This is a genomic window from Pseudomonas sp. P97.38 (assembly GCF_001269745.1).
GTDB classification, from domain to species: Bacteria; Pseudomonadota; Gammaproteobacteria; order Pseudomonadales; family Pseudomonadaceae; genus Aquipseudomonas; species Aquipseudomonas chlororaphis_E.
On sequence record NZ_LHVJ01000007.1, the window covers coordinates 178,700 to 192,448 of the forward strand.

Here is a 13,749-nt window from a genome sequence, read left to right on the forward strand (position 1 = left end):
GGCTATCGCCGCCCGACCTTGCAGGGTGAAAAAGCCCATCAGCTCCTGTAGCTGTTCGGCCTGGCTGCTCATCTCTTCGGCAGTTGCGGCCAGTTCTTCGGAAGCGGAGGCGTTCTGTTGAGTGATCTGGCTCATCTGAGACATGGCGGTATTGATCTGCTCGGAGCCGATGGTCTGCTCCTCAGATGCAGCGGCGATCTCCTGGACCAAATCGGAAGTCTTGGTGATCGACGGCACGATTTCATCCAACAGGTTGCCAGCGCGTTCAGCCAGGGCGACACTGCTTTTGGCCACCTGGCCGATTTCCTGCGCCGCGACCTGGCTACGTTCGGCGAGTTTGCGCACCTCAGCGGCGACGACCGCAAAGCCCTTGCCATGTTCACCGGCACGGGCCGCTTCGATGGCCGCGTTGAGCGCCAACAGATTCGTCTGATAGGCAATCGAGTCGACAATCCCAATCTTCTCCGCGATGGTTTTCATGGCCGAGACGGTGTCCTTGACAGCCTGCCCGCCCTCATTCGCCTCCTTGCTCGCCTTGCCGGCCATGCCGTCGGTCACCTTGGCGTTCTCGGTGTTCTGAGAAATCGATGCCGACATTTGCTCCATTGAGGCCGACGTCTCTTCAACCGACGCCGCCTGTACCGAGGCCGACTGACTGATGCTCTGGGCCGTGGCGGAAATCTCTTCCGAGGCACTGGACAGCGAATCGGCGGAGCTGCGAACTTCGCCAATGATCTGCGAGAGTTTGCTCACCGTTTCGTTGACCGCGTTCTTGAGGTCTTGCAGGCTGCCCTGGTAGTGACCTTTGACGTTGCGGGTCAGGTCCCCAACGGACAGAGCCACCATGACCTCCATCGCCTCGCTGAGCGGCGCGACGATCGAGTCCAGCGTGCTGTTGATCCCCGCTACGATGCGGCGAAAATCCCCTTGATGGCGAGTACTGTCCGCACGGGTATCGAGCCGGCCGACCACAGCATTCTCGCTGAGCATCTGGGTGTCTTCGATCAGCGCCTGGATGTTGCGGCGCAGTTGCTCGATGTTGTCGTTGATAAAGGCTTTTTTGCCGGGGAACTGGGCCAGGGGCGCCGACAGGTCGCCTTCACCGAAAGAACGTATGCAAGCCATGGCCTGTTTTTTCACGCTGATGTGACCATCGACCATGTCGTTGATGCCTTGGGCGATTTGACGGTACGAGCCTTGGAATCGCTGTACGTCGATATGCACATCAATGTCACCTTTCTCATGCTCATCGGACATGTGACTCATCTCTTCGATCAACGCCATGATGGTGCTGCGCAGATGCTCGATGGTGACGTTAATGAACGCCTTCTTGCCGGGGAACGCTTGCAGAGGCGCCTGCAAATCGCCCTCGCTGATCGACTTGATGCAGGCCATGGCTTGTTTCTTGACGCTGATATGCCCGGCGACCATGTCGTTGATGCCTTGTGCCATCAGCCCATAACTGCCAGCGAAGCCCGCCGCATTGATTTGCACGTCGATGTCGCCTTTGTCGTGCTCTGCGGACATGTGATTCATTTCGTTGATCAACTGATTCAAGATCCCGCTCAGGCGGTCCATGGAACCCATCAACCCGGTACGTTGAAGGCCATTGCCACTGCCTTGCACGTCCAACTGCCCAGACACGAACCGCTCGGCCAGCAGGCGTACATCGTCGGGCTCGCCGCCCAAGGTGTTCAGCAACCGGCGCACCAGGAAAAAACCGATCAAGCCGATCACCAGCAAGGTGGCGCCGCCGACCAAGGCAATGCTGTAGATCGCCGTCTGTTCGGTCGATGCCGCGATCGCTGCGTTTTTTCGTCCCAGGTCCAGGTTGTACTGGCGGATATCACTCAAGGCCGAAGTAACCTTCTCACGTGTCACGTCCAGGTCGAGCAGCACAGTACGGGCTTCAGGGGCTGCATTGCGCAGGGCGGTGTCGAAACGCTCCACACCTCGGTTGTATTCGTTGACTGTGCTGCGCAAGGCGCTGAGCAGCGCCGCATCACGATCGTCGGAGACGAACTCTTTCTGGTAGCGATCGAGTGCCTGGAGTACCGACTCCTTGTCACTTTGTTGAGGACTGTTGGCAGGTCCGGACAGGCTCTGCCATTGGCGGCTGTGGCTATCTGCAAGGGCCAGGGCCACATGATCCAGCAACTGCAGGCTGGGCACGGTATTGACTTGCGCATAGCTGGCGGTGCTCCTGACCCCACCCATCAGATAAAGACTGAGACTGGCCAGGACCAGGATGCCCAACAGAGCAGAGGCGACCAGCAGAGAGATATTTTTTTTGACGGTCATGATGCTGTACTCCAGGGAAAACTATTGAGTCAATTCAGGGCTGAGGGTCGTACCGTGCTTCTGTCGGCTGACGACTTGCCCGAGTAGTTTGGGAATATCCAGGATCAGCGCGACTGCCCCGTTGCCCAGGATGGTGAAGCCGCCCAGTCCATGAGCTGTACCGAAAATCTTGCCCAGCGGCTTGATCACCGTCTGGAACTCACCCAGCAATTGATCGACGACCAGGCCCACCCGCATCCCCGCGTAATGCACTACCACGATGTTTTCACGGCCATGGTTAGGCTCATCGATGGCGAACATCTCACGCAGGCGCAGGACTGGAAGCACCGAGCCCCGCAGGTCGAGGAATTCTTGATTGCTGTAGTCGTCGGTCGACAGTTCGATGCACTCCTCGACCAGGTCCAGAGGCACGACATAGGAGGCATTGCCGACCCCGATCAGAAAACCATCGATGATGGCCAGGGTCAGCGGCAGGCGGATACGCACCGTGGTGCCCATGCCCTCCTCGCTTTCCAGGTTGACCGAGCCGCGCAGGGCAACGATGTTCCGTTTGACGACATCCATTCCAACGCCGCGCCCGGACAAGTTGCTGACCTGATCGGCCGTGGAAAAGCCGGGTTCGAAAATCAGGTTGAGAATGTCGCCGTCGGCCAACTGCTGCCCTTCGGCAACCAGGCCGCGCTCCATCGCCTTGGCCAGGATGCGTTGCTTATTCAGGCCACCACCGTCGTCACTGACTTCAATGACGATGCTGTTGGCCTCGTGATAAGCATTGAGGCGAACCGTGCCCTGCTCGGGCTTGCCACGTTCACGACGCAGTTGGGAGGCTTCTATGCCGTGATCCATGGCGTTGCGGACCAGGTGGGTCAGAGGATCGCCGATGCGCTCGACCACCGTCTTGTCCAACTCGGTCTCGGCACCAAGTACTTGTAAGACGATGTCCTTGCCCAACTCCTTGGACACATCGCGCACCACCCGCTGGAAGCGGTTGAATGTGGCACCAATCTGCACCATTCGCAGGGTCAGGGCACAGTCGCGAACTTCTTCGACAAGACGCGAGAGCGAACTTGTCGCTTCAATCAGCTCGCCGATACCGCTTTGGATGGCCCCCAGATTGGCGCCAGCACCGGCGATGATCAGCTCGCCCACCAGATTGATCAGCTGATCCAGTTTGCCGGCGTCGACACGAATCAGATTGCCTTCGGCCGGACGCGGCTCTTTCGCCCCACGGTTCCTGGTCACGTCATCGCGAGCCGCTTGGTCTGGCGCCACGGAGGCAATCGCAACGGTTGTCGACTCGTCAGAAGACAAACCGGCCAGCCATGCCTCACGGGTCACGGAACCACAAGCGACAAAGGCCTCTACCATGTCATCGGGCTCAGCTTCGAGACGGCCTATCAACGCCCGGAAACCCGCCAAGTCGCCGTTGCACGGCAACACGCAGATCTGGCTGCCCTCGCGAACGAAGTCGAAGGCCCCTTCAATGGTGGCCTGGCCGGCATCGCTGACAAACCCCAGTTCAAACCCCAGGTAACACGCTTCCGGATCCATCGCCGCGATATCCGGCATGCCATCGGTCATGCAGACGACTGCACTGACTTGGCCGAAACTGTTGAGGTAGCGCAGCAACGAAATCGGATCCATGCCGTTACGCAGGACATCCGGACACAGGCGAAGGGACAGATGCCAACGCGCGGCACAAGCCGATTGAGGCGGCTCGATCGGTACCAGGAACGCCTCCGGTTCGTGACGGTTTTCCAGGTAACGGTTGAGACGCTCGACCAAAGCCGCTCCCTGGCGCTCATGCTCTGCGGTCATGCCTTGCAAGTCACCGTGGCTGGCAAGCAATTCAATCAGAGTGCAGAGGTGGTCCCGCACTTCCAGGAACAAGGCACTCAGCGACTCGTCCACCCGCAGTTCATGTCCACGGACTCGATCCAGTACGCTTTCCGCCACGTGGGTAAAGGCTACGATCGGCGTGAAGCCAAACAGGCCGGCGGAACCTTTGATGGTGTGGGCGACGCGAAAAAGCGCGTTGATGGTGTCCACATCGTCCGGCGCCTGTTCGATCTGCAACAGCGCGTCTTCCATCAGGAGCAAGAGCTCCTGGCTTTCGGCGATGAACGTCTGTAGCACGTCGTCCAGATTCATGGGCGAGCTCATGGTTTCAACCTCTCTGCTGACGAGGCGTGGCCGACTCGTCGAAAAAGTTGTGCAGCCCACTTATGTCCAGTGCATCGAGCACCGCGGTGCTGGGATTACTCAGAAACAGACTGGAGCCGTGGCGCAGTGATTCCTGCTTGATCAACACCAACAGCTGGAGCCCGGCGGTATCCATTTCGTCCACGCCCCGCAGATCCATTTCGACTTCCTGAGCCAAGGGAAACAGCTCCAGCAACAGGTCTTTGCGTTCAGCGGCGGTGTAAATGGTCAGCGGCCCTTCGAGGACCAGAATCCGACGCAGACAAGCCGTGTTGTTTGTCATGACAACCTCCTTTCCAGGGACCCTGGGCCGCGCTACGGCATGATCAGTTTGGAGACGGCACCCAGCATCTGAGCCGGCTGGAAGGGCTTGACCATCCAGGCCTTGGCACCGACAGCCTGGCCCTGTTGCTTCATGGCCTCACCGGTTTCGGTGGTCAGCATGATCACGGGCGTGAACTTGTAGGCCGGCAGTTGCTTGGCTGCCTTGATAAAGCTCAGGCCATCCATGTTCGGCATGTTCACGTCACTGACAATCAGGTGGATCTTGCGTCCGTCGAGTTTGGTGAGGGCGTCGCGGCCGTCGACACCTTCGATGACCTCGTAGCCGGCGCCCTTCAAGGTGATGCTCACCACTTGGCGAATGGAAGCAGAGTCATCGACAATCAGGATGGTTTTGCTCATGGGGAAACTCCCTAGAAAAAAGTGATTTCGGATGAAGGACTGCTCACCACAGGCTTACCGTGATGGATCGCGTGCTGTTCAGGCATCGTGTAGGTGCTTGCCAATTGCTCAAGCCAGGTATCAGCGATAATCGGGGCAGGTATACCGCCGGCGAGGGCCAGTTGCTGGCGTTCGGCAATATGCGCATGCAGCTTGCAAAGATCGTTGTTGACCAGGGAAAGCATCTGGCCCACCCGATCCTGGAACTGCAAGGCGACCAGTACCCCCGATATCTCAGTGGCAACGTTTTCGCTTTGCTGCTGAAGACTGCTGCTGGTATCGACGATGGCCTGGGCGTTGTGCCGGAAGTGCTCGATCACCTGGGACACCAGTTGCTCTGACTGAGCCAGGGTTTGCGAATCCTGCTGCGCCTGATGCCGTGAAAGCTCGACGGTGCGGGAGATGGCAGCATTGACAGTGTTCACCGTTTCGCTGATTTTCTGTCCCGTCTCCCCGGACAGGCTGGACAACTTGCGTACTTCATCTGCCACAACCGCAAAGCCGCGGCCGGCATCGCCTGCCCGAGCGGCTTCAATGGCGGCATTGAGTGCCAGAAGATTGGTTTGCTGGGCAATGTCACCGACGAATTTGGCCATTTCCTGCAACTGAGAAGTGAATTCGGAAAGGAGCAATACTTCCTTGAGCTCTGACTCCTTGCGCAAAAGCGCGGCGCGAAGGGCCACCATGATCGAGTCCAGGTCCTGTTGGCCGACCTCGAGTATTTCCACCAACCGCGTACCTGAATTCTGGCCCGAACCGTGGGAAGCGGAGGCACTGATATCCCCCGACAGCGTTGCGAAGCGGTGGCTCAATTTGAGGATCGACTCCTCGCTGAGAACGCGAGCAGCATTGATCTGATGGCTCCAAACCGGCAGGACTTGAGCACATACCTCGCCCAAACCTTCGTCAGGCGACACCTTCAACTGAAGGTGAGGCTGCTGATCGTTACCTTGCCGGGTACATTGCTGAGTCTTGGAAAGACGCTGGGTCCATGCCCCCATCAGCATCGAGCCAAGCAAGACGGATATGCAACCGGCTACGCTCTGCAGATTGATCTGCGCACAGATCAGAATCACGACGCAACCAAACAAACCCGTCAAGCCTGCCGGTAGCATAATCAAGATCAGGGGGGAGGAAATGACCTGTCCTTTCACCTTTAATCTCTCCACTTCAGTGCGGATCCAACCGGATCCGACGTAGGACCCCATCGCCGGGCGTCGTTTTTGTTGGCTTGAAGAGATAATGGCCAGGTGATATCAAGCAAGCCATCGGGCCATTCTTATTTACAACTAGGGATTACCGTTCTGTCGTAGGGAAATTCCTACTCGACGTTGATAGGCAATCCAGAACGAAGGCAAAAAAAACCAGCGCCATGCGCTGGTTAAAAACCTGGACTCGAACGTCTTTACCCGGGCCGGGAACCATTGCCGGCTTCGCCCATCCAGAGCGCCTCGAGGTTCTTCAAACCCCAGGTTTTCTCTGACTCGACGCTCACAATGCGGTCCTGCCCACAGGCCAGATCAATACATTCGGCGGGTAACGGCGTACGAGAGGTAGCCGAGAAAAAAGCCTTCACTATCGGCGTCAGCAAACATTGGGCATGCTGCTCAATGACCACCGCCAACCTGCCACTTTGAAGACGCACCAATGCTCCCACTGGATAGATGCCAATGCATTTGACGAATGCGTGAAAGACCCTCTCATCGAAATGACCTGTCCACCTGGCCATTTTCCGGATCGATTCAGCGGGACACCAGCGGTCCCGATAAGGGCGGTCAGATGTTACTGCGTCATAGACATCACAGATCGCTGCCATGCGTGCGAAGAGACTTATCTGGGTTCCACATAACTTATGGGGATAGCCACTTCCGTCCATCTTTTCATGGTGATGCAGACAGACGTCCAGCACCCGCGGGGTGAAATGACTGCTGTCTGCCAGCATCCTGGTTCCTGCCTCAGGATGTGTACGCATCGTTGTATGCTCGTTGTCATTCAAGGGCAACGGCTTAGCCAGGATGGCCGTGGGTATTGCCATCTTGCCCACATCATGGAGCAAGCCCGCCAACCCGGCTTCTTCTACCAGTGGCGGTGGTAGGTCCAACTGACGTGCCAAGCCAATCATCAACCCGCAAACAGCTACGGAATGCATGTAGGTATATTCATCGGCAGTCTTGAGACGCACAAGACTGAGCAGTGCATCAGGATGGCGTAGTAACGAGTCGGAGATTTCACCTACCATTTGCGTGACTTGATCCTGTTGAATGATCCTTCCCATTCGTAAATCACCGAACATATCCATGACCGCAGCCTTAGAGCGGGAGCAAAGTTCTACTGCCTTCAACAACTCTTCGCTCATTGCCACCCTCGGGCGTGCAACAGGGGCTTGGGCGCAAGGTCGTTTCGATGGACAAGTAGGTTGCTGTCCTGCTTTCTCCGCCAGGACAACAGCGTCCTCAGGCGCTGGAGCTTTCACATCCGATCCCTCGGCAAGTTCAATCCAGGCACCGGTAACGCCCGAGGCCCGGACTTTCTCCAGTACCTCTTCATTCTCCACCAGGAAGCTTTTGTTCCAGAACGGACGATCCACCTGGGAACCGAACAGCTCTTGCACATACATTCCTACGCAAAGATCGGTCACGCCAATATGTTTCAGCACGATGCAGATCCTTTTTCCGAAACCGTCCTCCCTGAATTGTCCGACTGCGTTAATCAAACATGCTCTGGCTCGATGCACAGCGGGATGCCACCCTGGCCATCAAATAATAGCCAAGCGCCACCACTCAGATAATCGGGGTAATCTTATTTAGGGATAGGGATTACAGATGGGCGAGTAAGGATTTCCTTACTCGCAAAGTCTTCAGTCAGAAACCCCGAATTCTCGTCGAGTTGCAGACTCGCTGAACCTCCAACCGCACTACACCGCTTGCAACTCTCCAAGGAAACGGCGGATCACCTCAATTGCCTTTATGAACCGGTATCGGCACGGTTACGGGTACTGTTGCTGGCATCGACAAGGCAGCCATTGGCGCCATGTCTGCAAGCCAACTCGACCAGCGCCTCTTCAGCGACATGATGACCACCGTCAATGCCTGCGCCGGTGACGTTCTGTTCTGCTCACTGCCTTGATGAGACGTGACAACAGGACCTAGGATCGCAAAGGCAAGAACAGACATGAAGAGGAGAATCAGCCTCATGAGCCCGAACCTTGCCGATCTTTATAACGACTACATCGCCTGCCTGAATGCACAGGACTGGAAGAGCCTGGAGCATTTTGTGCACCCGGATGTGGTTCACAACGCGAGACCATTAGGGTTGCACGGCTATCGAAGCATGCAGGAAGCAGATTATCGAGCGATCCCCGACTTGCGCTTTGAAATTGCATTCCTGGTAATCGACCCACCTAAGTTGGCGGCTCGTCTGGTCTTCAACTGCACGCCGGTTGGAGAGTTCCTGGGCCTTGCGGTGAATGGGGCGCGCATCTGCTTCGCCGAAAATGTCTTCTACGCGTTCGAGGACGGCAAGATCCGCGAGGTCTGGTCGGTTATCGATAAGGTAGCGATCGAAGCTCAGCTCAGGTCAGCGTAGCATCTGTAGTTAGCCGGTAAGACTCAAGGACAAAAGGGTCAGCAGAAGTGTAACCTCGGCTTCCTAAACTGTTGTACAGCTTGAGCTTACCCCGATGCTCCAGAAACATCTCATCCGCCGGCTCGACCTCATCACCCTCCAGCTGTTCGTCAGCGTGCATCAGGAGGGTACGCTGACCCGGGCAGCGGAGTTGGAGATGATCGCGCTTTCGGCGGCAAGCAAGCGTATGAATGACATGGAGCAAGCGCTTGGAATAGAGCTGTTCGAGCGCAACGCCAAGGGCATGGAACTGACGGCCGCAGGCGAAACCCTGCTTTATTACGCCAAGCGGATTCTGACCGATGTCGAGAAGATCAGTATCGATGTGGGCGAGCACCTGCACGGGGTGCGTGGCTATGTCCGTATGCTCGCCAATATCTCCGCCATCATCGAATTCCTGCCGGAGGACTTGCAGGCGTTCATTGCCGATCACGGGCAAGTGAAGATCAATCTGCAAGAGCGCCCCAGTGCCGGGGTGGTGAAGGGTATTCTGGATGGGGTGGCCGATATCGGGATCTGTTCCGCGGACACAGAAATCAAAGGGCTTCACACGGTGCCGTACCGCCAGGATGAGTTGGTCGTGGTCATGCGCCCGGAACACCGTTTGGCAGTAAAAGAACGGATCGCCTTTGCCGAGACGCTCGACTTCGATCACGTCGGCCTGCACGCCGACAGCTTCATCAATCTGCGCACCCACGCGGCCGCGCGCAGCTGCGCAAAAGCGCTGCGGCTTCGCATCCAAGTGCCGGGGTTCGACGCAGTGTGCCGGATGGTGCAGGCTGACCTGGGCATCGGGGTGCTGCCGCGAAAGGCTTTCGAGCTTATTGGCCGGTCTCTGGGCCTGAAGGCGGTGGCGCTGGAAGATGACTGGGCCATTCGCAGCATGCTGCTGGTGATCCGGAACGAGGACGCACTTTCGCCGGTCAGCAAGCTGTTGCACAGGCATCTTCAAGGGCTCTGAATGGCGGTCTTCGTATTTCACGAAGACTCGTTCCAAATTTACGGTTGGTAGCGAGTGGTTGGCCTCTCTTAGGCTTGGATCAAATTCCAAGAACACGAGGCTACATCCCCATGACCGCCCTTAACGGCCTTCGCGTCATTGAAATCGGTACCTTAATCGCCGCGCCGTTTGCAGCACGCCTACTCGGTGAGTTTGGTGCGGAGGTGATCAAGATCGAGTCGATGGGTCATGGTGACCCCCTGCGCAAATGGCGAAAGATGCACGAAGGCACGTCGCTGTGGTGGTACTTGCAATCGCGAAACAAGAAGTCCCTTGCGCTCAATCTGAAAGCCCCTGAGGGCATCGACATCGTCAAGCAACTGGTCGAAAGCGCCGATGTACTCATCGAAAACCTTCGTCCCGGGGCGCTGGAAAAGCTGGGCTTGGGCTGGGATGTACTGCATGCATTGAACCCCAGGCTCACGCTGGTTCGCATTTCCGGTTATGGCCAAACGGGCCCCTACCGCGACCGTCCGGGCTTCGGTGCCATTGGCGAGGCAATGGGAGGTATTCGCTACACCACCGGTACCCCTGGCATCCCTCCGGCGCGGGTCGGGGTGAGCCTCGGCGATTCGCTCGCTTCGTTGCACGCGGTGATCGGGGCGCTGATGTCGGTGCTTCGGGTCAAGACCGGCCAGGGTGACGGACAGGTGGTCGACGTGTCGCTGGTCGAAAGTGTGTTCAACGTCATGGAAAGCCTGGTACCGGAGTACGCCATGATGGGGCACGTTCGCGAGCGTACGGGCGGTTCCTTGCCGGGCATCGCGCCCTCCAATACCTACCCAACCGCCGACAATGCCTACGTGGTGATCGCCGGCAACAGCGACCCGATTTTCAAGCGTTTGATGATGGCTATCGGTCGGGCTGACCTTGCCGCACGTGACGACCTGGCCCAGAACGATGGCCGCGCGCTGCAGAGTGAAATGCTTGATGCGGCGATCGCGGCTTGGACCATGAGCCACCCGATCGAGCACGTGCTGGGGACTCTTGAACAGGCTGAAGTCCCTGCGGGCCGCATCTACTCGGCGGCGGACATCGTTGCCGACCCCCATTACCGGGCCCGCGACATGATTCTCGATGCCACTTTGCCCGACGGTGCCGAAGTGATGATGCCCGGCATTGTGCCGAAGCTCTCACAAACGCCTGGCCAGGTGAACTGGCAAGGTCCTGCGCTCGGACAGCACACCGAGGGCGTACTCGGCGAACTGGGCTTCAGCGATTCGCAGATCCAGCGCTTCAAGGCTGAAGGAGTCGTGCAGTGATCACTGACTATTCACAGCGTCTTGTCGTGCAGGAAGTGTCCCCTCGCGATGGCCTTCAGATCGAGCCGGTGTGGGTCGAAACGGCGAACAAGATTGCCCTGATTGACGCGTTATCGCTGGCCGGCTTCTCGCGTATCGAAGCAGGCTCGTTCGTGTCGCCCAAGGCCATTCCCGCCCTGCGAGACGGCGAAGCGGTCTTCTCCGGCATCCAGCGACAGCCGGGAGTCATCTATACCGCTCTGGTGCCGAATCTCAAGGGTGCCCAGCGAGCAGTCCAGGCGGGAGCTGATGAGATCAACATGGTGATGTCCGCCAGTCAGACACATAACCGCGCCAACATGCGCATGAGCTGTGAGCAGTCGCTTGCCGCCTTCGTCGACATTGTGCAATCGGCCCAAGGAACGTCCCTCCTGCTTAACGCGACCGTCGCCACGGCCTTTGGCTGCCCGTTCGAGGGGGGCATCGACGAAGACCGGGTCTTGGCCATCGTCGAGACATACATGGACCTTGGCGTTACCGGCATCACCCTCGCGGACACCACGGGCATGGCCAATCCGCGTCAAGTCCATCGGATTGTCCGGCGCGTGCTCACTCGGGTGGCTCCATCTGCGCTGACCCTGCACTTTCACAACACTCGCGGGCTGGGGCTTTGCAATGTCCTGGCGGCTTATGAGGCCGGTGCCCGCCGTTTCGATGCCTCGTTGGGTGGTCTGGGCGGCTGTCCCTTTGCCCCCGGAGCGTCCGGCAACATTTGCACCGAAGACCTAGTCAACCTGTGTCATGAGATGGGTATCGAGACGGGCATCGATTTGCCCCTCTTGCTGGACCAGTCGCGCAGGCTTGCCGCGCTGCTCGGGCATGAGTTGCCTGGCCAATTGGTAAAGGCCGGCCGCAACTGCGATCTCCATCCGCCGCCTACCGGATTGACCCTCTGACGATTCGCCAGCGCAAGCGATGGGCTTGCGCGAAACGCCTGGTCGTTGTCCAGACTACAAAAACAATCGGGCTCCAAAACGGAAGCCTATCTGGAGATTGAAATGAGTGTATCCGCAACCTCTGCCGGCAGCCTCGGCGACGATGTCAATGCTGAAAAATCGGTCGTGCGCAAAGTCGCCTGGCGGATCATGCCCCTGATCATGATCTGCTACCTGTTCGCTTTTTTTGATCGTATCAACATCAGCTTCGCCAAGTTTCAACTACAGGCCGACCTGTCCTTGAGCGACACGGCTTACGGCTTGGGTGCCGGGCTGTTTGTGGTGGGTTATGTGCTGTTCGAAGTGCCGAGCAACATGATGCTCTACAAGGTCGGTGCACGACGCTGGATCGCACGGATCATGATGTCCTGGGGCGTTGCCACCGCCTTGATGGTCTTCGTTACGTCCGAATGGCAGTTCTATGTCTTGCGATTCGTGATTGGCGCCATGGAAGCAGGATTCGCGCCTGGCGTGCTTTACTACCTTACCCTGTGGTTCCCCCAGAGCTACCGTGGGCGCATCACCTCCACGCTCTTCCTGGCCTCTGCCTTCGCGGGCCTGATCGGTGCTCCGGTGTCCGGTCTGGTGCTCGGACATATGGATGGTGTCCTCGCCTTACGTGGCTGGCATTGGCTGTTCCTGCTGGGAGGCGTTCCCTGTGTTCTATTGGGCTTGATCGTGCTGCGCACGCTCAAGGACCGTGTGCAGGATGCGGCGTGGCTGACGACTGAAGAAAAGGCGTTGCTGGCCCGGCATATTTCCAGCCATGAGGCCAACAAGCATGGTTCGCTGTTGGCGGCGATCAAGCTTCCCGGCTTCCTCATGCTCGGCATGATCTACTTTTTGATCCAGGTGGCGTCCTATGGACTGAACTTCTGGGCGCCTCAACTGATTCGCAGTGCCGGCACCCAAAGTCCTGTCATCATCGGTTTGTTGACCGCTGTGCCCTACATCTGCGGTGCGATCAGCATGGTGGTCATCGGTCGACTTTCCGATGCCAGTGGGGAGCGACGCAAGTTCGTGTGCGGCTTGGTCGTGCTGGGTGCGGTTGGCTTCTTCAGCGCCGGCATCTTCGCACAACACACGATCTTTTTAATCGGTGCCCTGGCGCTGCTGGGCGCAGGCATTATCGCTTCGATCCCGGCCTTCTGGGCGTTGCCGCCCAAATTGTTGGCAGGGGCCGGGGCCGGCGCGGCAGGTGGGATCGCCCTGATCAATACCATGGGCCAGTTCGGTGGCATTGTCAGCCCAGTCATGGTGGGGCACCTCAAGGATCTAACCGGTAGCACCACCCCGGCACTCTACGTGATTGGCTTCACCAGTCTACTGGCAGCAGCCCTGCTGTATTGGGCCTTACCGGAACGCCTGAGAACCAGGGATCAGACTCGGCAGTGAAATACTGGTTTGCCAGGGTCGCCCATGTTGTGCGCGACCCTGAGCTGTTTCTGAATGGGCTCCGCTGGACAAGCTTTCCCTGAAAGCAACCAATACTCTTCCCTTTCTCCTCAACCTCTCAGCAGTCCTTGGGCGCATAAACAGCCTATAGTCGAGCTCGTTCGCCAGACAAAAAGCAGACCTCGTAAACCACAGGTTCTTGCTCCGTTCTCGTGCGATCCTTCAGAACGAAAAGCACTGAAAAAAGCCGCCCCATAGGTGTTATTGT

General features: G+C 57.9%; 9 protein-coding genes and 3 pseudogenes. 5 read left to right on the forward strand and 7 right to left on the reverse strand.

Annotated elements, in window-relative coordinates:
- Window positions 1–27 precede the first annotated feature (27 nt).
- The 7 genes and pseudogenes from AD664_RS28080 to AD664_RS01225 form a co-directional block, all read right to left on the reverse strand.
- Window positions 28–831, reverse strand: a pseudogene (locus AD664_RS28080) (methyl-accepting chemotaxis protein); the annotation flags it as partial.
- Window positions 808–2,301: pseudogene (locus tag AD664_RS28085) on the reverse strand (methyl-accepting chemotaxis protein); the annotation flags it as partial. The pseudogenes AD664_RS28085 and AD664_RS28080, both read right to left, overlap by 24 nt.
- 21 nt (window positions 2,302–2,322) lie before the next feature.
- Window positions 2,323–4,452, reverse strand: coding sequence for a chemotaxis protein CheA (locus AD664_RS01205; protein ID WP_053143861.1), 2,130 nt, complete (start codon window positions 4,450–4,452; stop codon window positions 2,323–2,325).
- A 16-nt stretch (window positions 4,453–4,468) separates the two neighbouring features.
- Window positions 4,469–4,786 (reverse strand): lipid asymmetry maintenance protein MlaB, encoded by a 318-nt coding sequence (locus AD664_RS01210; RefSeq protein WP_053143863.1) that lies wholly within the window; start codon window positions 4,784–4,786, stop codon window positions 4,469–4,471.
- A gap of 32 nt (window positions 4,787–4,818) precedes the next feature.
- Window positions 4,819–5,187 (reverse strand): response regulator, encoded by a 369-nt coding sequence (locus AD664_RS01215; RefSeq protein ID WP_013692986.1) that lies wholly within the window; start codon window positions 5,185–5,187, stop codon window positions 4,819–4,821.
- A gap of 11 nt (window positions 5,188–5,198) precedes the next feature.
- Window positions 5,199–5,801, reverse strand: a pseudogene (locus AD664_RS28090) (methyl-accepting chemotaxis protein); the annotation flags it as partial.
- 830 nt (window positions 5,802–6,631) lie between these two features.
- Entirely contained in the window at window positions 6,632–7,882 is a 1,251-nt protein-coding gene (locus AD664_RS01225; protein WP_053143864.1) for an HD-GYP domain-containing protein, read from the reverse strand.
- 536 nt (window positions 7,883–8,418) lie between these two features.
- Here AD664_RS01225 and AD664_RS01230 point away from each other — a divergent pair.
- From AD664_RS01230 to AD664_RS01250, 5 genes are all read left to right on the forward strand, one after another.
- Complete coding sequence (locus AD664_RS01230; protein WP_053143929.1) at window positions 8,419–8,811, forward strand: ester cyclase; 393 nt, start codon at window positions 8,419–8,421, stop codon at window positions 8,809–8,811.
- Between the two features lie 94 nt (window positions 8,812–8,905).
- Window positions 8,906–9,811 carry a LysR family transcriptional regulator gene (locus AD664_RS01235; RefSeq protein ID WP_053143867.1) on the forward strand — a complete coding sequence of 302 codons (906 nt, stop codon included), beginning with the start codon at window positions 8,906–8,908 and terminating at the stop codon, window positions 9,809–9,811.
- Window positions 9,812–9,921: 110 nt separating this feature from the next.
- On the forward strand, window positions 9,922–11,112 hold the full coding sequence (locus AD664_RS01240; protein WP_053143870.1) for a CaiB/BaiF CoA-transferase family protein: 1,191 nt from the start codon (window positions 9,922–9,924) through the stop codon (window positions 11,110–11,112).
- Window positions 11,109–12,047 carry a hydroxymethylglutaryl-CoA lyase gene (locus tag AD664_RS01245; protein WP_053143872.1) on the forward strand — a complete coding sequence of 313 codons (939 nt, stop codon included), beginning with the start codon at window positions 11,109–11,111 and terminating at the stop codon, window positions 12,045–12,047. The genes AD664_RS01240 and AD664_RS01245 overlap by 4 nt, the downstream gene beginning before the upstream one ends.
- 102 nt (window positions 12,048–12,149) lie before the next feature.
- The gene (locus AD664_RS01250) at window positions 12,150–13,481 is read left to right on the forward strand and encodes an MFS transporter (protein ID WP_053143874.1); all 1,332 of its coding nucleotides are present in this window, start codon (window positions 12,150–12,152) and stop codon (window positions 13,479–13,481) included.
- Window positions 13,482–13,749 lie beyond the last annotated feature (268 nt).

Excerpts from the sequence above, each read along its gene's own strand:
- AD664_RS01250 (WP_053143874.1), top strand. The coding sequence starts at position 12,150 with ATGAGTGTATCCGCAACCTCTGCCGGCAGCCTCGGCGACGATGTCAAT.
- AD664_RS01205 (WP_053143861.1), bottom strand. The coding sequence starts at position 4,452 with ATGAATCTGGACGACGTGCTACAGACGTTCATCGCCGAAAGCCAGGAG.
- AD664_RS01240 (WP_053143870.1), top strand. The coding sequence starts at position 9,922 with ATGACCGCCCTTAACGGCCTTCGCGTCATTGAAATCGGTACCTTAATC.
- AD664_RS01210 (WP_053143863.1), bottom strand. The coding sequence starts at position 4,786 with ATGACAAACAACACGGCTTGTCTGCGTCGGATTCTGGTCCTCGAAGGG.
- AD664_RS01235 (WP_053143867.1), top strand. The coding sequence starts at position 8,906 with ATGCTCCAGAAACATCTCATCCGCCGGCTCGACCTCATCACCCTCCAG.
- AD664_RS01230 (WP_053143929.1), top strand. The coding sequence starts at position 8,419 with ATGAGCCCGAACCTTGCCGATCTTTATAACGACTACATCGCCTGCCTG.
- AD664_RS01215 (WP_013692986.1), bottom strand. The coding sequence starts at position 5,187 with ATGAGCAAAACCATCCTGATTGTCGATGACTCTGCTTCCATTCGCCAA.